19 protein-coding genes are annotated in these 19,155 nt (G+C 35.5%); 1 reads left to right on the top strand and 18 read right to left on the bottom strand.

Annotation, left to right across the window (positions count from 1 at the left end; genetic code table 11):
- Positions 1-36: 36 nt before the first annotated feature.
- The 10 genes from QRX23_RS03950 to QRX23_RS03905 all read right to left on the bottom strand — a co-directional run bounded on the left by QRX23_RS03950 (position 37) and on the right by QRX23_RS03905 (position 9,135).
- Positions 37-1,182, bottom strand: coding sequence for a CDP-glycerol glycerophosphotransferase family protein (locus tag QRX23_RS03950; protein ID WP_330156000.1), 1,146 nt, complete (start codon positions 1,180-1,182; stop codon positions 37-39).
- A 96-nt stretch (positions 1,183-1,278) separates the two neighbouring features.
- On the bottom strand, positions 1,279-2,766 hold the full coding sequence (locus QRX23_RS03945) for a hypothetical protein (RefSeq protein WP_330155999.1): 1,488 nt from the start codon (positions 2,764-2,766) through the stop codon (positions 1,279-1,281).
- 161 nt (positions 2,767-2,927) lie between these two features.
- On the bottom strand, positions 2,928-3,770 hold the full coding sequence (locus tag QRX23_RS03940; protein ID WP_330155998.1) for an SDR family NAD(P)-dependent oxidoreductase: 843 nt from the start codon (positions 3,768-3,770) through the stop codon (positions 2,928-2,930).
- Between the two features lie 4 nt (positions 3,771-3,774).
- Positions 3,775-4,107, bottom strand: coding sequence for a hypothetical protein (locus QRX23_RS03935; protein ID WP_002827450.1), 333 nt, complete (start codon positions 4,105-4,107; stop codon positions 3,775-3,777).
- A gap of 165 nt (positions 4,108-4,272) precedes the next feature.
- Positions 4,273-4,917 (bottom strand): bifunctional 4-hydroxy-2-oxoglutarate aldolase/2-dehydro-3-deoxy-phosphogluconate aldolase, encoded by a 645-nt coding sequence (locus QRX23_RS03930; RefSeq protein WP_150221903.1) that lies wholly within the window; start codon positions 4,915-4,917, stop codon positions 4,273-4,275.
- Between the two features lie 22 nt (positions 4,918-4,939).
- Positions 4,940-5,482, bottom strand: coding sequence for a 6-phospho-3-hexuloisomerase (gene hxlB, locus QRX23_RS03925; RefSeq protein ID WP_150176995.1), 543 nt, complete (start codon positions 5,480-5,482; stop codon positions 4,940-4,942).
- Positions 5,479-6,102 (bottom strand): orotidine 5'-phosphate decarboxylase / HUMPS family protein, encoded by a 624-nt coding sequence (locus tag QRX23_RS03920; RefSeq protein WP_150176994.1) that lies wholly within the window; start codon positions 6,100-6,102, stop codon positions 5,479-5,481. Before QRX23_RS03920 ends, hxlB begins: the two co-directional genes overlap by 4 nt.
- Positions 6,102-7,064: a sugar kinase gene (locus QRX23_RS03915; protein WP_330155997.1), complete on the bottom strand. Its 963-nt coding sequence runs from the start codon at positions 7,062-7,064 to the stop codon at positions 6,102-6,104. The genes QRX23_RS03920 and QRX23_RS03915 overlap by 1 nt, the downstream gene beginning before the upstream one ends.
- 24 nt (positions 7,065-7,088) lie before the next feature.
- Positions 7,089-8,384 carry an SLC13 family permease gene (locus QRX23_RS03910; RefSeq protein ID WP_164222753.1) on the bottom strand — a complete coding sequence of 432 codons (1,296 nt, stop codon included), beginning with the start codon at positions 8,382-8,384 and terminating at the stop codon, positions 7,089-7,091.
- A 1-nt stretch (position 8,385) separates the two neighbouring features.
- Positions 8,386-9,135 carry a sugar phosphate isomerase/epimerase family protein gene (locus QRX23_RS03905; RefSeq protein WP_330155996.1) on the bottom strand — a complete coding sequence of 250 codons (750 nt, stop codon included), beginning with the start codon at positions 9,133-9,135 and terminating at the stop codon, positions 8,386-8,388.
- Between the two features lie 432 nt (positions 9,136-9,567).
- Here QRX23_RS03905 and QRX23_RS03900 point away from each other — a divergent pair, with 432 nt between their 5' ends.
- A complete protein-coding gene (locus QRX23_RS03900; protein ID WP_330155995.1) occupies positions 9,568-10,581 on the top strand; it encodes a LacI family DNA-binding transcriptional regulator in 1,014 nt (337 codons plus the stop codon).
- A 67-nt stretch (positions 10,582-10,648) separates the two neighbouring features.
- Here QRX23_RS03900 and QRX23_RS03895 read toward each other — a convergent pair whose 3' ends face one another.
- The 8 genes from QRX23_RS03895 to QRX23_RS03860 form a co-directional block, all read right to left on the bottom strand.
- A complete protein-coding gene (locus QRX23_RS03895) occupies positions 10,649-11,587 on the bottom strand; it encodes a phosphoglycerate dehydrogenase (protein ID WP_330155994.1) in 939 nt (312 codons plus the stop codon).
- A 17-nt stretch (positions 11,588-11,604) separates the two neighbouring features.
- Entirely contained in the window at positions 11,605-12,387 is a 783-nt protein-coding gene (locus QRX23_RS03890) for a glucose 1-dehydrogenase (RefSeq protein WP_330155993.1), read from the bottom strand.
- Positions 12,388-12,420: 33 nt separating this feature from the next.
- Positions 12,421-13,788 (bottom strand): gluconate:proton symporter, encoded by a 1,368-nt coding sequence (locus tag QRX23_RS03885; RefSeq protein ID WP_330155992.1) that lies wholly within the window; start codon positions 13,786-13,788, stop codon positions 12,421-12,423.
- Between the two features lie 14 nt (positions 13,789-13,802).
- Positions 13,803-14,534: a sugar phosphate isomerase/epimerase family protein gene (locus QRX23_RS03880; protein ID WP_150176986.1), complete on the bottom strand. Its 732-nt coding sequence runs from the start codon at positions 14,532-14,534 to the stop codon at positions 13,803-13,805.
- A gap of 154 nt (positions 14,535-14,688) precedes the next feature.
- Positions 14,689-15,651: a glycoside hydrolase family 43 protein gene (locus QRX23_RS03875; protein WP_150221912.1), complete on the bottom strand. Its 963-nt coding sequence runs from the start codon at positions 15,649-15,651 to the stop codon at positions 14,689-14,691.
- A 109-nt stretch (positions 15,652-15,760) separates the two neighbouring features.
- Positions 15,761-16,741, bottom strand: a complete 981-nt coding sequence (locus QRX23_RS03870) for a LacI family DNA-binding transcriptional regulator (RefSeq protein ID WP_150221913.1) — start codon at positions 16,739-16,741, stop codon at positions 15,761-15,763.
- Between the two features lie 56 nt (positions 16,742-16,797).
- Positions 16,798-17,532 (bottom strand): GntR family transcriptional regulator, encoded by a 735-nt coding sequence (locus QRX23_RS03865; RefSeq protein ID WP_150221914.1) that lies wholly within the window; start codon positions 17,530-17,532, stop codon positions 16,798-16,800.
- Positions 17,533-17,703: 171 nt separating this feature from the next.
- Positions 17,704-19,137, bottom strand: a complete 1,434-nt coding sequence (locus QRX23_RS03860) for a 6-phospho-beta-glucosidase (protein ID WP_330155991.1) — start codon at positions 19,135-19,137, stop codon at positions 17,704-17,706.
- Positions 19,138-19,155 lie beyond the last annotated feature (18 nt).

The following is a 19,155-nucleotide window of genomic DNA, read 5'->3' as shown; positions in this document are numbered from 1 at the left end:
TAACTTTAACAGTCTCATAGCGTCCTTATAATTATATCACGATAAATGCATCAAAATGTTTTTTAATGCTGTCGCAGCTTCATCACCATCATGTGGATTGTATTGCTGACTAATGTCTGCAAGTACCTGATAATCATAATCATCTGCTCGTAATAGATCCATCAACTCTGTTTCAGAATATGCAACCGGTAACCCCAAATCTTTTTTAGCATCTAGATAAACACCACGTCGAACATGGTATTCATTAAAGTCTGGTTGAAAAAGAAAAATCTTTTTACCATAGACGGCAAAGTCAAAAAAGACGCTTGAAAAATCAGTAATCAAAACATCAGTAATCATAAACAGTTTATACAAAGAATAATTATCAGCTGTAATGATTCTACCTTTTTTTACACCCTCTGAAAAATAATGACCACGGTAAATCACGGTATAAGTTTCAGACAATTTCTCTAGTGTTGCTTGTGTTAGTGTTGTCTGTTCGCGCGCTTGGTAACCTCTAAAGGTTGGCACATACAGTAGAATTGGTTTCTCCGATTTGATGCCCAACTGATACTTAACACGCGCTGGTGTTATATTTTTTTGATAACGAGTCACAATATTCTTTCGCAATTGCCCATGTTCCACAAACCTTTTTGTCTTTGGAAATACCTCTTTGAATTTTTCCAAATCGTAGTCACCATAGGTAAACATAAAGTCAAATTGTACATGGTCATACCAATATTGTACCAGTCTTGATAAGCCAATTTCAGCATGACCTAGTGTTTTCATAGGAACACCATGCCAAAATTGAATATAAATATGCCGTTTATGACTAAACGGTATTAAACGATCAATGCTCGAATTAGCCACCCAATATTTAGATTTTAATAAATGGTAAAAAAAAGTTGGCGAATTAGATGAAATCTTTCGGCCTAATTCAGGTTGAACATAAATATTTGGTTTATTCAGTGCCCATACCAACTCATAGTCTTTAAACGCTGGGTCAGTTCTTAACATATTATATGCTTCTTTTGGTGTATCTGAATATTGCCGACCACTGTATGAAATAAACAAAATCTGTTTTTCGTTCGGTCTAATAAACAATTGTAGAACTTTAACAAATGCACCCACAAGAATGAGGTATGCCCCACCAAAAAAAGATGAATTTTTAATACGATTTTTTATTTTTTGTGCTCGACCCATATTACTACCATTACCCTCTGCCCTAAGTTAATAATTCAAGTATAACAAAAATATGTTATTGACACCGTGTAATTAAATAAAAAATCCTTCAGAAACTCACTGGATTTCGTGCATAATTTCAGCACCACGATTCACAACTAGATAAGAACGTCCATTGTTATCCCAAACTTGTGATTCAAACTCTCTGGTTGATTGTTTTGGTGATACATAGACACCACTTTTAATATCTGATTTTTGTAATGCACCATTCGCCCATCTTGAAGCTGGGATAGCATAATAGGCGCCATCCGTGAGATAAAATAATTGATCAGTATTATTATTAATTGATAAAAATTGACCAAAGTAGCCTGGCTTTTGTCTAATCAGTGTTCGCGACATATACAATCGAAGTTTACCGTGCGACACAGCACCACGATAAAGCATCAAATCACCCACCTTAATATTCTTAGCAGCAAAACTTTTCTTAGTTTGGCTTGAAACCATGCTAACAATCGCCACATTACCATCCCCATCAATACTTAATGTTTGTTCACCGTGAAATGACTGATGAGTTTTAGTGTCTCTAAAAATAAACTGGTGTTGATCACTAGGATATAGCGTATCTAATTTAATTCTGATCAAACGCTGTTGTCGTGATTTTTTTGCTAACGCAATCATCCAAATACGATTATCTTGGGCATTATAAGCGATCGCTTGACCATGCCCCATATAAAATTCTGGTCCAACCTTAATTGCCTGCAACAGTCGATCATCATTGGTTGTTGCAAATTGGTGATGATTAACACGATTCTCTATTTTTCTAAGCATGTCAGCTTGACTAGTTTGCCACACGCCAAGTCTTTGTAATTGTTGAATATCATATCGCACAACGCGCCCATAATTTTTTCGTTGCTGTGACTCATAAACAACATACAAGTAGCGACCATTCATCACACTTCCTTGTGGTAATTGCCAATTGACTAACTTTGTTGACACAGTGGGTAACAATAGCGCTGTTTGATAACCTTTAATCGGTGACACTGATCGACTTGTTGCCCGTAAAGTAGAAAATTTGCTTTTAGCTGCTGTATACGTTGGTTTCTTCAAATATGAAATACCCGTATCGGGTGATTGAATAATGCGATACTTTTTTTGCGTAGTGCGACTATTTTGAAAAACATTTGACCAATTACTCGTCTTTATTTTTGTTTTTGGTTTATTCAAAACCTGCCATTGTGCCGGCTTAATTTGTGTTGCACCCGTCAAATTTCTGCCAGCTTTATCCTGCAATGACAACGTAATCAGATCACTGCTACGCAAAGGGCGAGATAATTTTGCGGTAAACGCTTGGTTTAAAATAATTACCTTTTTTAATAAAACACTTTGCTGATTCTTCACAACAAGTGTATAAGCAACTGATCCACTTTCATTAGTATCATAAATTGCACCTTTTATCTGATTACTACCTGTCTGCAATTGAATGTTACGTTTCAAATCAACATTGGTTACTGGATTATTTGTCTGACCATAAATTTTATGATTAGGTATGCAAAATGACAGCAAAAGAATCATCCCAAAAGCAAATAATATTTTTAAATACCTCATATTAGACCATCATCACCTCACAATCTTTTATCACAAAAATATTTTTTCTATTCTATCATAATTAACGTTTATTGACCGCTAATAGTTAGCAAAATACAAAAAAGCGTACATGAATTGCCAAAATTAGCAAAACTCATATACGCTCATAAAGCATCAACCAATTAATCCACTAAATGTAATAGCTCTTTCGTCTTATCCCAAAGTTGCTCTTGTAAAGTTAAATCATTTACCTGTGGATTAAACTTTTTTGCTTTTTCTCGTTTATTATAATATGCGCCTGATTCCCAGGTTTCGCCAGGTGTACCTTCAATAAAGAAACGAAGAGTATCACCACCTGCTTTGGCACTTTGTAAAATCACCTTATTCAGCACCGTATGGTAAATACGATACATCCAGCTCTTTTTATCATTCGCAAAATTTGTACGAATCATACCTGGGTGGAAAGAAACCGCAGATAATCCATTTTTATGGTAACGACGGTCTAGCTCGTTAGCAAATAAAATATTTTCTAATTTGGCATCCCCATAAGCCTTGGTTGCTTCATATTTTTTATGACTATTGTTCAAATCATTTAAATTAATATGTCCAAATAATTGATGCGCAATACTTGAAGTATTAATGACAACTGCTTGCTTTGGATTAAAGTTTGGTAGTAACAGTTGCGTCAGTAAAAATGGCGCCAGATAATCCACCTGCAACGTTCTTTCAAAACCATCATTCGTTAATTCATACGACCCAAACAATCCACCCGCATTATTGACCAAAATATCAATTTTTTGCTCACCTAATGTTGTTTGCAAAGCTGATGCAAGATGACGAACTTGATCTAATTGCGAAAAATCTGCAATAAAATAAGGTGCATTGACTTCATTAGCAATCTTGGCGGTCTTTGCTTTATTACGGCCAACCAAGTAAAGATTATACTCATCTTGATTTAATCCACGAACTGCTGCTGCCCCGATACCATCAGAAGCCCCTGTAATAATAACGTTTTTCTTTGTCATATACTCACCAATCCTTTCGAATCACAGTGCGTTTGATTGTCTTTTTTGTCACCAAAAATGGTTTGTAATCTGCTTGATCTAATACCATTAAAGTATATGTTGCTTGATCCACATCACACACAAGATAATTCACATCTGAACGCAATTCTCTTTCGGCACTTATTTTGATAGTCTTACTAACCGTAAAAATATCATTCAAACCTAACTGGCGACGCTTCTGATGATGAATCAAATGTCTTGCAAAAAATCCAATCGTCCATAATGTGCCACCAATAAATGCTGACTGTCCAAATTGATGGGTTATTTTTATTTTAGTCTTACGATCATCTTTCTGCATAATTCCCCCTCAATTAATTTGAGTATAGCATAAATCAAGTTTCCCTAGTTAAAATTCATGAATGTATCCTTTATTTTAAAACAAAAAACAACCTTCTTATATAGTAGAAAGTTGTTAATTATCATGCGAAACTCAAAATTTAATTTTTATGGAGAGATTAGTATTTTAATTTTTAATTCGCAAATATTCTTGATGATAGTCTTTTGCACGTTTTGTAACACTGTCAAAATCACCGACTGCTGCTGCACCAGTCAAATCGCTTCCTGCGCCAACGGCTACAACGCCTAAATCAAACCATTCATGCATATTATCTAAATTTACACCACCTGTTGGCATAACATTAACAAATGGTAACGGTGCTTTGATAGCTTTAACAAAGTCTTTACCAACTGAGCTACCAGGGAAAACTTTGACAACATCAGCACCATAACGTAAAGCAGACTTAATCTCATTAATTGTCATACATCCTGGTAAATAAGGAATTTGATATTCATTGCAAATGAAAGCTGTCTCACGGTCAAATGCTGGGCTAACAATAAACTTTGCACCAGCCATAATTGCAACTCTGGCGGTAATCGCATCAAGCACTGTGCCAGCACCGACAATTACTTCTGAATCATTCACAAACTCTTCGTTTAGTTGCTTAATCAATTCATCTGCTGAAGGTGCCGTAAATGTTAATTCAATTGCTTTTACGCCACCCTTTATACAAGCTATCGCCGTTTTATAGGCAATTTCTTTCGATTCTCCACGTACCACTGATACAACGCCAGCAGCCCCCAAACGTGATAATGTATCAACCTTTTGCATGTTTAAACGCCCCTCAATTCTATTATTCCATATTACTATGAGTTGCTTTAGCTGAATCGTTAGAAATATGGTCTCGACGGCTGATCATTAAGCAAAGGACATCTAATGTAATATGAACACTTTGATCAAATAACGTACTCAATAACTGAATTGATTTGACACCGTCTCCTGTTTTTGTTGCACCAGGTACAACAATCGTTGCATCCCCGATTTGTCCCAATGGCGAATGCTGATCGCTTGTTACTGAAATTAAAGCTGCGCCTGTTTCCTTAGCTTTCTTACTTGGATTCAGAACACTCCCTGTTTTTCCGGAACCTGAAACCGAAACTAATACATCACCTGCTTGAATCGAAGGCGTAATTGTCTCACCAATCACAAAGACAGTGTATCCAATATGCATCAGTCGCATTGCAAAGCCCTTTGCCATTAATCCTGAGCGTCCAGCACCTAAAATAAAGATACGCTTATTCTTATCAATCAACTTTTCAGCCTGTTCTAGTTGACTTTCATCAACTAGGGACATAACTTCATTTACTTCACTGACGATTTCTTTAATTAATGTCATTTGATTGCCTCCATGAACTTTTGTGCCGCACTAACTGGATCGGATGTGCCTGAAATCTTACCACCAACAATGATAATATCCGCAATACCTTGATCAGCAATTTTCTTAGCCTGATCGATATCAATACCACCAGCAACAGCTAAACGTGAAATTTGTGGATGCTGATCGTTAAACTGTTTAATTGTATCCACTGCATCAAATGATTCAACAGAATCCTTAGAATGATGTAGCCCAAAAATGGCATTTGGTAATTCTGGCATGCTATTTAATCTATCATCATTAATCTCCATTAAATCAACAAAAATATCTTTTTTCACATCTTGAGCAATTTGATAGGTTTGATTTAATGTGCCATTTGATGAACTACCCATAACTGTTAAAATATCAGCTGAAGTTTCAAACCCTTTTTTAAACTCGTATTCTCCTTCATCAATTGTTTTTAAATCGATCAGCAGTTCCGACTTTTCAAGATGAAAATCCATTTGCTTAAGTGCTTCTAACCCATAATCTTTTACGATAGAAGTTCCTAATTCAATAATGTCTACTTTGCCATCTAAACTATGGGCAATATCTACTGCTCTATCTAGCGGCACCCTATCAATTGCTACTTGTAATTTCATTATTCTTCAGATACTCCTTCTTTAATGTAAAATTCTTTCAATTCCACTAGTGTTGGGTAACCATCATTATCACCAAGCGTCTGTACTTGTAACGCACCAACTGCATTACCACGTAATACTGCAGCCTTTAATGACTTACCTTCCATCAATGCCGTAATCACACCTAATGCAAAGCCATCACCTGCACCAACTGTATCAACTACTTTTTCAACCTTAAATCCATTAACTGTATAACTCTCACCATCTTGAGTTTTCACATAGGCACCTGCTGGGCCAATCTTAACAATTACTGTCTTTGTCCGCTCACCCTTCAAGTAGAAATCAGCAATCTTTTCAGGATCATCTGAACCCATCAAAATCTTACCTTCTTCCATTCCAGGTAAGACGATATCCGCCATACCAGCTAATTCATTAATTGTAGCAATCATTTTTTCCTTTGATGACCATAACGTTGGTCGTAGATTAGGATCAAATGTCGTTAAAATGTTATTATCAATTAGACGACTGAATAATTTACGGAATGTATTTTCAGCAATATCTGAAATTGCTGGAAAAATTCCTGACATATGTGAGATTTTCACATCAGATAAATCAACCTGATCAATCACTTCTTCAGTCAAATGACATGCTGCAGAATCCTTACGATAATTAAACGTTGCTGGATCACCATGGGTTACTAATTGCTTTAATTGATGACCCGTAAAATGGTCAGCATCTTCAGAAATATAGGTTGTACCAACATTATGACTTAAAATGGTCTTCTTCACAAATTGTCCAAATGGATCGGCCCCGACCTGTGAAATATATTCAGAACTATGTCCTAGACGTGATACACCAATTGCCACGTTTAGTTCCGCACCGCCCATAATCTTATGAAAATTAATCGCATCATCTAATGAAATATCTGCATCCTTTGAAGCAAACGTCACTAATGGTTCACCAATTGTAATAAATTCACTCATCTTTTTTCCCTCTTTTTACTTTATTTAGCCAAAGAATACATATACAAGTACTTCATTGACGATTGAAACTAACCACATCACTGGAACACCATACTTGAGGAAGTCTTTTGACTTCACCTTCATATAATCTAATCCCCAAACATTCCATGATTGAGTAATATCTGTTGAAACGGCCATCAAAGTTGGTACGTATAGCAATGGTAGTAAGAATGCATCATTGAATAATCCTGTACCAGACAAAACAGCTGCTGTTGCTGCTCCAGCTCCCCAAACATGCAATGGACCACGGAACAAAGCTAACGGTGCCAACACACCAAGTGCAATTGCCAAAATCAAATGACTGTGGGGCAAGATAGCATTGAATATTGGCTCAAAGTGGTGTGCATTCAATGTTGCGGCACCACTGAACATAATCAAAGCCATTAAGAAGATAATCAAACCTGAAATATCGCTAATTGCTTGAGCGACAGTACTATTAATGAAGTTCACAGTTTCTTTGTAGCTCTTCATCTTACCAGTCAGAAGCATGGCAACAATAACAGAAAGTACAAGTGATGGAATAGCATCCCAACTGAATAACATATTCATGGCAACTGGAATAATTGGGACGATGTATGCAATATATGGTACTTTCTTAACATCTTGACCATCTTCACTAAATTTTGCCCCGATAATTTCCAGGTTTTCTTCTGCACTTTGTGGCTTAAATTTCTTGCGCATCAAGATCAAGAAAATTATGACAATAGCCAATTGAATTAACGTTGCAGTCCAGCCAAATTGTAAGTACTTACCACCGTAAACTGCATGTGGGAAGAATGCTTTGATTTGATTGAATAGCACAACATTGACATACATTGGGGCCCCAATTGCCAATGAAAAAGCTGTTAAAGCAATTTCACGTGGAACACCAACGGACAAAAGAATTGGTAGCAAGATAACACCAATTGCGATAACTGAACCGACACCATATGCGCTAACAAAAATGAATGCCGTTACAATAATAACTAGAATCGCAGCAATCAAAGGTTTCTTTTTTCCTACCTTATTAGTAGCTTCAGATATAGCTGGCGCGATACCACTATCAACCAAAACTCGTCCAAACCATGAACCAAACACGATATAAATAATAGTTGGTCCATAATTCAATGCTGGTTCAGCAAAAACTTTCTGGATTGCTGTACTGAAAGGTACCATACCAATAACTGACCATAGAATAGCCATAACAAAGAATCCAATAACTAAGTTTCCACCTTTAAGAATGTAGAAAATAAAAACTGCAAATGAAATTAATAGTAATATTGAGATGATCGTCGAACTCATATTAATCACCTATATCCGCTTTCAATAAACTAATTTGTTGCTTAATTTGCTCATCAGTATCCATTGGATACTCCAATGCAAATGACACATCATGTGGCAAATGTGTTAGGATTTCACGCCAGTCATAAACACCTTCATCCAAATCATCTGATGTACTCAATTCACCATCAACATTAATCGTGTTCTTCAAGTGGATATAATTTGTTGACTCGCGTAAAGCATCAGCACTTGCAATTGCATCTCCATGTGTAAATGCCCAATTACCAAGGTCGTACACATAACCGATTTCTGAATATCCTGCTTGATGTGCTGCTTCTAAAAATGTTTTAATTGGGGCAACTTTTCCACTTAAGATTGTCTGATCATTTTCAACATTCATTTCAATTTGATCCAACGGGAATTCACTGAATGCTTCCTGCAAATCACCATCAAACTTGTCAAAATGACCAGTATTGAACTTAATTTTAGAAATACCTAGAATTTCACCTTCCTTAAAATAATCCATTAACTTTGAATTAACCAAGCCATCTTCAGAGAAGACAACGTCAGGTACACTGTAATTTACAATTAAGCCCGCCTTTTTTGCGCTTTGTCCAACTTGTGCAAGTTCTTTGTCAAGATCCTTAAAATATTCACGACGAACTTCAATACCATCAGCCCCTAATGCCTTGACACGTTCCACGAGTTGTGTTTGGCTGACACCCTGCTTAACGTCTTTTTCAAAAATCCATGTATTCAAAATTACTGTCATGATAACCCCCATTATCTGTCTTTAATAAAAATTTATTTTCCAAACCTTCATTTATCATCAAAAAACCAATCCATTACACCATAAATTCGCCCTCTCTTTTTGGTTTAACGTTTTCCTTACAAACATTATGTTAAACGTTACACCTTTATTTTGCAAGCGCTTTCTATTGCCTTAAATTAAGTTATTTAAACGGGTTTATTTAAAATATATTTATTTTTGGTGTAGCGTTACCCTAAAAATGAGTATCTATCCAGAAGACACAAAAATTTATGTAGTTATTTTCAATACTTTTAAACATTCAAAAAAATTATATTTATTTTTGTTTTTTTATATCGGTGCTAATTGTGATATCTTTATATCATTACAATATCTTTTTTACCCTGTTTTATAATTGGTTTATAATTATGACTAACAAGGTTAACGGAGGAAACTATGGTCGACGAAAAAAAGAAAAGAAAAGCTAACATGAAAGATGTCGCTCATCTGGCCGGCGTTTCTACAACTACTGTTTCACGATTTTTAAATGGTAATTTAAATAAAATGTCTGACGAAACTGCAAACACGATTAGAAATGCAATTGAAAAACTTCATTACATTCCCAATGCTGCTGCCAGGCAAATGGTTACTAATTCAAGTAAATTAGTTGCCGTTCTAGTCTCTAATATTGATGACTACTTTTCTACTGAATTATTTAAAGGTGCTAGTTCCTTTTTAGAATCAAAGGGTTATATGGCAGTGCTCTTTGATAGTAATGCTAGTATAGAAAAAGAACGTGAAATCATTAAGACAACTAGTACATACAACTTTGATGGTATTATTTTCCAGCCAAATGCTAGCGATATGTCACATATCTTTTCGGAAGTTAACACAGATACACCCATCGTAATTGTTGACCGTAATATTGATACATCAATTTGGCCACAAGTCTTAACAGACAATTACGAAAGTGCGAAAAACGCCACACTCTTATTCAAAAATGATGGTTACTCACGCGTCATTGTCTTAACTTCCCCAATTGATAGTATTTCAACGAGACGTGATCGTTTCTTGGGAATTCAATCAGTCATTCCTAATATTAAAATTGTTGATATTCCTGAAGAAAACTATAATAAAAAGAAAATTTATAACCATATCAAAGATTTGCTGACCGACAGTAATGAAAAAACTTTAATCTTTTCACTAAAGGAACGATGGTTTTTAGAGTTTGTATCTTTACTAACATTCGATGGATTGATTGATAATGATCGCATCGCTGTGACTGGTTTTGCGGACACGAATACAGCACATGCTATTAATCCACATTCAAAATTAATCACCCAAAACCCCTTTTTAATGGGCAGTATTTCGGCGGAATTAATGTTGAAGCAGTTAAATAAAGAACCGATAGAAACTCAAAAAGTTGTCGTCCCTGCAAAAATTTTATACAATGACGATTCGAATAAATGAAAAAGCACTACTTTCAAATTCACAAGATTTGGAAGTAGTGCTTTTATCATCATAAATTGATTAAAATTTATATCTTGTTGACTGACCACAGTGGACTTTCACCATTTAATACTCTAATCACCTCATTGGCTGAATCAACAGCCATATTTTCCATGGCATTTTTTGTATTTGAGGCAATATGTGGTGTTAATAGGACATTTTCTAATTGGTATAATTCACTATCTAAAGGTAATGGTTCTTCATTAAAGACATCCAAAGCTGCTCCAGCAATCTCTTTATCTCTCAACGCCTCAATTAACTCATCTTGATTTACTAGGGCACCTCTTCCCAAATTGATTAACAAAGCAGTATCTTTCATTAGTGCAAATTCTTTAGATCCAATCCCAGCTTGATTATCTGCTGTCACCGCCATATGCAACGTTAGGACATCAGACTGTCTGAAAATATCTTCCCGATTAACTAATGATCCAATATTAGTTGTTTTAACAAATGGATCATAAATCAAAATTTTCATACCAAATGCATGAGCTAATTTGGCAACTTGCTTACCGATACGTCCATAACCCATAATGCCTAAAGTTTGTCCCGCAAGGTTAAAACCGCGATGACTATTTTTATAATCAAAGTTACCCTTACGCATTTCATTAGATGTAACTGTCAAATTTTTTGATAAATCTAATATTTCGGCAAGCGTTGTTTCAGCCACTGTCGAAGCATTTGCATTCGGAGTAATTGTGACGTGAACCCCATTTTTACCCCAAAAATCATCGTCAACATTATCATAACCGACACCATGACGCGCAATTATTTTTAAATTCGGCATTTTGGCCTTATCGAAATTTTCAAACGGTTCAGTCATTAAAATGATGGCTGCTGCATCAGGAGCTGTTTTAATCACTGATGATGCAGATAAATCTTCTAGCTCAACTAAATTAAAGCCTGCATGTAACAAGGTATCCTTACCCTTTTGCGACAAATTTTTAGGAATAACGACACTTTTCTTCATTATACTAACCTCTTCTCTTATCTTAATAAGTAACCACCATCGACTGGCAGGGTCACACCCGTGATGTAATTAGAAGCTGGACTTGCCAAAAAGACAATGGCGCCCATTAATTCAGATGGATCTGCCCAATGGCCAGCCGGAATGTGACTTAATATCTCTGTATTTCTTTCATTGTCTTCTTGCAAAGCTTTTGTCATCGGTGTATCGATATAACCTGGTGCTAAAACATTCACTTGAATATTTTCTGATGCTAGGGCATCCGCGTATGCCTTGGTCAATCCCATAACACCATGTTTGCTTGCTGTATATGGGAAAATAAACTTTCCAGCCCGGTATGACTGCATTGAACCAATATTAATAATTTTACCACCACCTGATTTAGCCATCACTAATGCTGCTTCATGCGCCAAATGATAAGTTGCCGTTAAGTTGATATCGATGACCTTCTGCCAATCTTCATCCTTAAACTCATCCCACTTATTTCTAATTTGAATACCAGCATTATTGATTAATATGTCTAATTGTCCAAATTTTTCTATGGTTGCTGCAACAATATCTTTTGCCGCATTTTTTGCAGTCACATCGCGATTGATAAATCCAATTTCAGAATCGTTCTCATTGGCAAACTTTTTTAATTCATCTAATCCTTTTTCATCAAAGCTTGCCACCATCACTTTTGCGCCAGATTTAATTAATGCTTTACTATAATATTGGCCAAGGCCGGATGCACCGCCTGTAATAATGGCAACCTTGTCATCTAATCTAAATAAATCTGTACTAAATTGTTCAACTAAATCCATCTTTATCTGCTCCTTTATTTATTAAATTTAAAATCAATGGAAAACTATCCAAACAACGAATTGGTTAATAAATGTCACTCCCCACATTAATGGTACACCGTGTTTCAAGAATTGGCCTGATTTTACATCAAGATAGTCCATTCCCCAAACATTCCAAGATTGTGTAATGTCTGTGGAAATTGCGAAAATCGATGCAACTGAGATTAATGGCAACAGCACTGAATCAGGTAAGATATTCAAAGAACTCAATACTGCAACTGTTGCTGCGCCAGCACCATATGCCATTAAGGGACCTCGCATCAAGGCTAAAGGTGCCAATATGCCAAGACCCACTACTAGTAATAACAAATTATGCTGTGGAATGATATTTCTAAATATCGGTGTAAAAAGATCTGCATTAACCCCAGCGACTCCTTGGAAAGTCATTAAAATAAGCAAAAAAGTAATCAAACCGGAAATATCCTTCACACCACGTTGTGCAGTACCATCTAAAAAATCCACGAATTTTTTCCAGGACTTTGCTTGTCCAGTAACTAATGCCGCCAGAATAATAGCAATCAATAATGCCGCAACTGACTCCATTTTAAAGATCATAGATAAGGCCACCGGAACTAGCGGAATAAACCAGGCGATTTTTGAAACATTTGGCGTTTCCGATGCATCTATTTCTTTGGTAGTTAAAAATTCTCTGTTTTCTGCAATTTGTTGATCTGTATATTTTCTTTTATTGATGAATAAAAATAAAATAACAAATATTAATTGAATAACCATCGCAATAAATCCAAATTTAATATATTTTGGATCAGCAAAATTAGCTTGCGGGAAAAACGCTTTAAACTGATTAAATTGTACTGTATTTAAATATAACGGTGCGCCAACCGACACAGTAAAAGCTGTTAAAGCGATTGGACGTGGAATTCCTATGTTTAACAACACCGGTAATAATATGACCCCAACAGCCACAACAGAACCAACACCATAAGCTGATAAGAAAATTAATGCCGTCACTGCCACAACCAGTGTCGCCGTTAGCATTTTCTTTTTCTCACCGAATTTAGCAACTGCGTTTGAAATTGATGCAGCAATTCCTGATTCTACCAGTGTTCTACCAAACCATGATCCAAAAACGATCGCAACAATTGTGCCACCATAGGCGACAATCTTATCATTAAATATTGTTTTTAAATTGGTAATGATTGCCGTTAAACCAGTTACATTAACAACCTTACCAGTTGTTGCATTCGTAATCACAGCATGATTTAGTTGTCCACCAGCAAAACCAATAATTGTCCAAACAGCTGCCATCACTAAAAAGCCAATCGTCATATTACCATTATGTAAGATATAGTAAACAAAAATGACGAAGCTCAATAACATCAAAATAACTAATAGAGTATTCATTGCATAGTCCCCTATTACCGGTAAATGGTTTTGACCATTTTTAGTTCTGATTCACGCGTATCAAAGTCAACGATTGGATATTCAAGGGCAACATCAGTTCCTGCATGAAAGAATTTTGCAGGTGCCTGCCAATCTAACTTTCCCTGATCTAATGTTGTTGAAGTTTCATTCTCATGACCTGTCATGTTTTTTAAATGAATATAGCGTGTAAAGGGGGCCAATTTTTCAGCAACTTTAATTGGGTCCTCATTAGTGACTAACCAATTACCTAAATCATAAACATACCCAACATCCAGACCATTTTTTTGAGCCTCCATTAAAAACTTGAGAATATTCTCTGAATTACCAGATAATTCAGTTTGATCATTTTCAACATTGAGCGACATTCCACTAGGTAATAAATTTGTTATCTCTGATAATTTACCTGTAAAATTACCGAAATCGCCAGTATTAAATTTAATTTCATCTATCTGTAAGACTTTACCAAATTTAAAATAAGTACTTAATTTTGGATTTAATTCACCAGCGACAAATAATTCATCAGGAACTGACAAATTAATTTTCAAATTTAGCCCCTTAGCTTTTTTTGCAAATAACGGTGCTTCTTGTTCAAAATCTGAAAAATATTCTAATCTTGCCTCAACACCATCAGCTTTTAAATTTTTAATATCGCCTAGAAAATTAATCTGTTGCTCACCACGACTATGACGATCTGCATAAACTAATGTATTAATAAAATATGCCATTACAATAAACCCCTTTTCACAATATATGATTATTCCCCTTGGTAAGCGCTTACCCAAAATTGTAAAAAATAATAATAAGCGCCAATTAAAATATAGGTAAGCGCTTACCTTATCTCTACAAAAACATTGTATTATCATTCACAAAATGTGTCAATCATTTTATTTCATATTCCAAGTCTGATATGTTTACAAGGGCTGTTGTCGGATCGCCATTGGAAGTTGCAAAAGGTCCGATTACCGTGCCAAATTGACTGCTTACTTCCAAGGTTTCACCATCAATTACCCCTAATTCCTCATCATTAAATAAGAAATGATATTGATTTTTCAAATCACTTACAATACTTAAATGAAACGCAATCAAATCATGTTTTTTTGAATGGGTTATCGTAGCAATGTCATGTTGACGATGCACAATTTTTACAACATTCTTGTAAACTGCAAACTTTATATAATCCGTATCATTTTTTCGAACTGCTAAACCAACTTCTTCATTCTTATCTAAATCGTAATTAATTTTAAAATTTGCAGAAATTTTTGTCTGTAAATGTGTTTGCCTAAAACCAACAAATGACACATTTGACTGATCATTAATATTAGCGGGTTGTAGTTTCATAGTATGACGGTCTAAGATAATATTTTCTTTATCCCCCCTGATACTTAATAAAGATTCACTATCTAGTGGATACTGTCCATTACTTCCATGATTGATCATACATTTTAAAAATTTTTCGATTGGGGCTTTAGGTGTTTCAGAGTCACTCGACCACTCTGGCTCACTCCAATTTTTTAAGTCGTCTGAATAAACAGTAAAATTACCTTGTTGTACATTCAGATGCATTGTATCTTTAAACTCTCCTATGATTTGATAACGATCTTTCTCAAATGAGAAATCAATTAGTCTTAAACCTTCTCCAGCGGGAACCCCTGAAAAATCAAATTCATTAGCTTTATTAAAAACATTTGAAACATGTTCGACATAACGATCATTTTTTAAAATATATATTGGCCAAGCAGGTAAATATTCGAATGTATTTGAAACTAATATGACATCATTATTTTTGACAATTATTTTTGAATCTGGATAAGTATCTAATAAAATATTTTGAGGCAATGCCATGTTGTTTTCCTTTCTTTATACACGTACGTGAGTTTTTTATTAGGTAAGCGCTTACCTAATAATAACACAAATAAAAAAACCGCCAAACAAAATTAGCAGTTTTTTTTAATTAAATAAATTTGGCCTTTATAGTTGTTGTTTCCGCAACACGATTAGACTTATTTTTCAATAATTCAAGCATTAATTCACCCGCAGTAGCCCCCATTTTAAAGGGATTTTGGCGGACTAATTGTAATTCTGGATTTATTTCAAAAATCATATCTGCTTCTGCAAAACCCGTTAGCATTAAATTTTTATTAACATCTTGTCGAATCAATAATGAAGCTAAGCGCAATACTAAACGCTCTTTCAGGGCAAATATCAACGTTCTTTCTTTTTTGTCTATGTTATTAATAACATTATCAATCAATTTATTGCCAACCGTTTCCTGGATATTCACTTCCATTATGGTTGCGTCTGGGTAAATTGCCTGAATGCCCTTTGTTCTTGCTTGTCGTGTTGAGACTGTGCCAATAGGCTCTGTAATAACTATCACCTGTTGATAATCTTTTTTTAAATAATATTCACTGACTTTTTTAGCTATCTCGTAATTATCACTAATTACCTTTGGCCAAATTGCATTTTCTAATGATCGGTCAACAGTTAAAATTGGCACTTTTCTTTTAATCTGTTTTTGAATAACTTGCGCATCAGTATTCAACGGTTGAATAATGATGGCATCAAAATTTTGTTGATCAATTTTGTTAATTAAATCAAGTTCTTGTTGCTTATCATCATTTGAATCAAATAATACTGGTGTATAGCCTTCAGTAATTGAAATGGCACCAATCCCTTTAAATAGCTCTGAAGAAAAATGATCATCAATATTTGCGACAACTACGGCAATCATTTTAGAACTTTTCGTCATTAATTGACGTGCCGCAGCATTTGGTACGTATCCCATTTCATCAATAATTGTTTGAATTTTTTTTGCAGTTTTATCGGACATTCTGTTAAGCTGTCCATTTAGGAATCTTGAAACTGTCGCAATGGATACTCCTGCTGCTAGCGCCACATCGTTTATACTAACTGTTTTGTCCTTATTACTCATGTACCCCTACCACCATCTTATTAATAACTTATTTTACTTCCTATCAAGTTTATCAATCACAACTTCTTAAACATAAATAACTTCGTCAAGTCAGCATCGTAACTCAACTTCGAAAACGCAATCAACTGTCCCGCGCTTAAGTATGTTTCATCATAAACACTTAATACTGGTGACGCCTCATCCTTCTGAAAAAATGTCGCCATGTCAGCAGTCATTAAGCCCGCTGCGATGGTTGAATCTTGAAAACCTAATTTTAGATTATCGTTGTTCTCTATAAAATTAAACAGCGATCCATATAAAGCCTGTTCCGGTATTTCTTTGACATGTTCGCATAAATAGTATGATTGTTCATACAAAAATGGTTCATCATCGGCGTATCGTAAACGTTGTACTTCCCATAATGGTGTTTTTGCATCAATCGTTGAATTGATTGGCAAAAATCCTGCTTCTGCTGCCGTTGTTTGTGCTAAGTTTGCAAATTTTGTAGTTAACTGACGGCCTTGTCGCGCGACCTCATCAGTCATGCCAACAATATTCTGCATTGAGATTGCTTGTCGATCCAACCGTGCCCGAACAAACGTACCAATACCATGAGCTTGAAAAGTATACCCCATGCGACTCAATTTTTGTAATGCTTGTCTTAGTGTATACCGTGTAACCTGGTAACGTGCCATTAACTCTGGCTCAGGTGGTAATTTATTCGCAGCATCACCAATCGTATGTTGTTGAATTTCTGCAATCATTTTTTTAACTAGTGCATCAATAGCTAATGAACTTTCTCTTTGTGCCATAATATGCCCCTTTAACTCATGATTACTTCTTTTACAATGTTTTGTTTATTCCTTGAAATATATCCCTAATACCTTTATTATGCCTGAATTTACGGCAAAACAAAAGACTTGTTAATTCACAAAACAACCATCTAATCATTGTGCTATTAACAAGTCTTTTATCATACTAATTTAGTTCAAGTTATCACCATTTGATAAAATAACTTGGTTAAACCACGTAAACGAATCTTTTTTCATTCGTTTTAGAGTACCCTCACCTGCGTCATTTTTATCAACGTAAATCATGCCATATCGTTTATCCATTTGACCAGTTCCTGCTGAAACTAAATCAATAAAACCCCATGGCGTATAGCCCATTAAGTTCACACCATCAATATTGATTGCTTTAGACATTTGTTCAATATGTTCGCGTAAATAAGCTATTCGATAACTATCATGAATTTGCCCGTCTTCAACCTTATCAAATGCCCCCAATCCATTTTCAACAACAAATAGTGGCAAATCATATCGTTCAGTTAACCAATTCAAAATATAGCGTAAACCAACTGGATCAATCATCCATCCCCAATCCGATGCTGGTAGCGTTGGATTAGGAATTTCTGTATGTTCATCACGGGTCGTAAAATCATCAGTTTCTGTTACAACGGCTTGTACCACATGTGATGCATAATAAGAAAACCCAATATAATCAACCGTACCGGCCTTTAAAATATCCTCATCTGCCAATGTGATATCAAGATCATAATGCTTACGTTCAAAGTACTTCTTTAACCAGGCAGGATACTTTCCTTTGCACTGAACATCTGCATACCATGTATTGACTTGCATTGACCGTTGCGCCTTCATCACATCACGTGGATCTGGACTGGCCGCATAAGTAGGACCCAAAGCAAACATTGCCCCAATTTCAAAATTTGGATTGATTGCGTGCCCAATTTGTACAGCTAATGCACTTGCAACCACCTCATAGTGACTTGCTTGATACATGCTTCGTTCAATATCTTCACCAGGTTCCGCAACTAATCCGGAATTGGTAAACAATGCCCAATCATTTAACATGGCTGACTGATTATTGATTTCATTAAACGTCATCCAATACTTTACCTTGTCCTGATAACGTTCAAAAACTACCTTGGCAAACTTTGTAAAGAAATCAATCATCTTGCGATTACGCCAACCACCATACTCCGTCACCAAATGATACGGCATTTCAAAATGGGATAACGTAATAACCGGTTCAATGTCATATTTTAATAGTTCATCAAACAAATCGTCATAGAATTTTAAACCTGCTTCATTCGGTTCATCCTCGTCACCATTTGGAAAAATACGCGTCCACGCGATACTCGTACGAAAAGCTTTCAATCCCAATTCAGCAAATAACTTCACATCATCTTTATAATGATGGTAAAAATCAATAGCTTCATGATTTGGATAATTTTCTCCTGGTAAAACACCATTCGTGATTCGGCGAGCGGTTTGATTATCACCTGATGTCATCACGTCTGCTAAGCTAACGCCTTTACCGTCTGCTTGCCAACCACCTTCAAATTGATGAGCAGCAACAGCGCCGCCCCATAAAAAATCTTTTGGAAAAGTGCTCATTAATTCATACCCCCAATT

This window comes from Weissella paramesenteroides, from assembly GCF_036327715.1.
Classification (GTDB): Bacteria; Bacillota; Bacilli; order Lactobacillales; family Lactobacillaceae; genus Weissella; species Weissella paramesenteroides.
The sequence above is the reverse complement of the archived record's forward strand: the minus strand, read 5'-3'. Positions and strand labels throughout refer to the sequence as shown.

Bases quoted from the DNA above. Each gene is read 5' to 3' on its own strand.
- QRX23_RS03950 (WP_330156000.1), bottom strand. From the start codon at position 1,182: ATGGGTCGAGCACAAAAAATAAAAAATCGTATTAAAAATTCATCTTTT.
- QRX23_RS03945 (WP_330155999.1), bottom strand. From the start codon at position 2,766: ATGAGGTATTTAAAAATATTATTTGCTTTTGGGATGATTCTTTTGCTG.
- QRX23_RS03940 (WP_330155998.1), bottom strand. From the start codon at position 3,770: ATGACAAAGAAAAACGTTATTATTACAGGGGCTTCTGATGGTATCGGG.
- QRX23_RS03935 (WP_002827450.1), bottom strand. From the start codon at position 4,107: ATGCAGAAAGATGATCGTAAGACTAAAATAAAAATAACCCATCAATTT.
- QRX23_RS03930 (WP_150221903.1), bottom strand. From the start codon at position 4,917: ATGCAAAAGGTTGATACATTATCACGTTTGGGGGCTGCTGGCGTTGTA.
- hxlB (WP_150176995.1), bottom strand. From the start codon at position 5,482: ATGACATTAATTAAAGAAATCGTCAGTGAAGTAAATGAAGTTATGTCC.
- QRX23_RS03920 (WP_150176994.1), bottom strand. From the start codon at position 6,102: ATGAAATTACAAGTAGCAATTGATAGGGTGCCGCTAGATAGAGCAGTA.
- QRX23_RS03915 (WP_330155997.1), bottom strand. From the start codon at position 7,064: ATGAGTGAATTTATTACAATTGGTGAACCATTAGTGACGTTTGCTTCA.
- QRX23_RS03910 (WP_164222753.1), bottom strand. From the start codon at position 8,384: ATGAGTTCGACGATCATCTCAATATTACTATTAATTTCATTTGCAGTT.
- QRX23_RS03905 (WP_330155996.1), bottom strand. From the start codon at position 9,135: ATGACAGTAATTTTGAATACATGGATTTTTGAAAAAGACGTTAAGCAG.
- QRX23_RS03900 (WP_330155995.1), top strand. From the start codon at position 9,568: ATGGTCGACGAAAAAAAGAAAAGAAAAGCTAACATGAAAGATGTCGCT.
- QRX23_RS03895 (WP_330155994.1), bottom strand. From the start codon at position 11,587: ATGAAGAAAAGTGTCGTTATTCCTAAAAATTTGTCGCAAAAGGGTAAG.
- QRX23_RS03890 (WP_330155993.1), bottom strand. From the start codon at position 12,387: ATGGATTTAGTTGAACAATTTAGTACAGATTTATTTAGATTAGATGAC.
- QRX23_RS03885 (WP_330155992.1), bottom strand. From the start codon at position 13,788: ATGAATACTCTATTAGTTATTTTGATGTTATTGAGCTTCGTCATTTTT.
- QRX23_RS03880 (WP_150176986.1), bottom strand. From the start codon at position 14,534: ATGGCATATTTTATTAATACATTAGTTTATGCAGATCGTCATAGTCGT.
- QRX23_RS03875 (WP_150221912.1), bottom strand. From the start codon at position 15,651: ATGGCATTGCCTCAAAATATTTTATTAGATACTTATCCAGATTCAAAA.
- QRX23_RS03870 (WP_150221913.1), bottom strand. From the start codon at position 16,741: ATGAGTAATAAGGACAAAACAGTTAGTATAAACGATGTGGCGCTAGCA.
- QRX23_RS03865 (WP_150221914.1), bottom strand. From the start codon at position 17,532: ATGGCACAAAGAGAAAGTTCATTAGCTATTGATGCACTAGTTAAAAAA.
- QRX23_RS03860 (WP_330155991.1), bottom strand. From the start codon at position 19,137: ATGAGCACTTTTCCAAAAGATTTTTTATGGGGCGGCGCTGTTGCTGCT.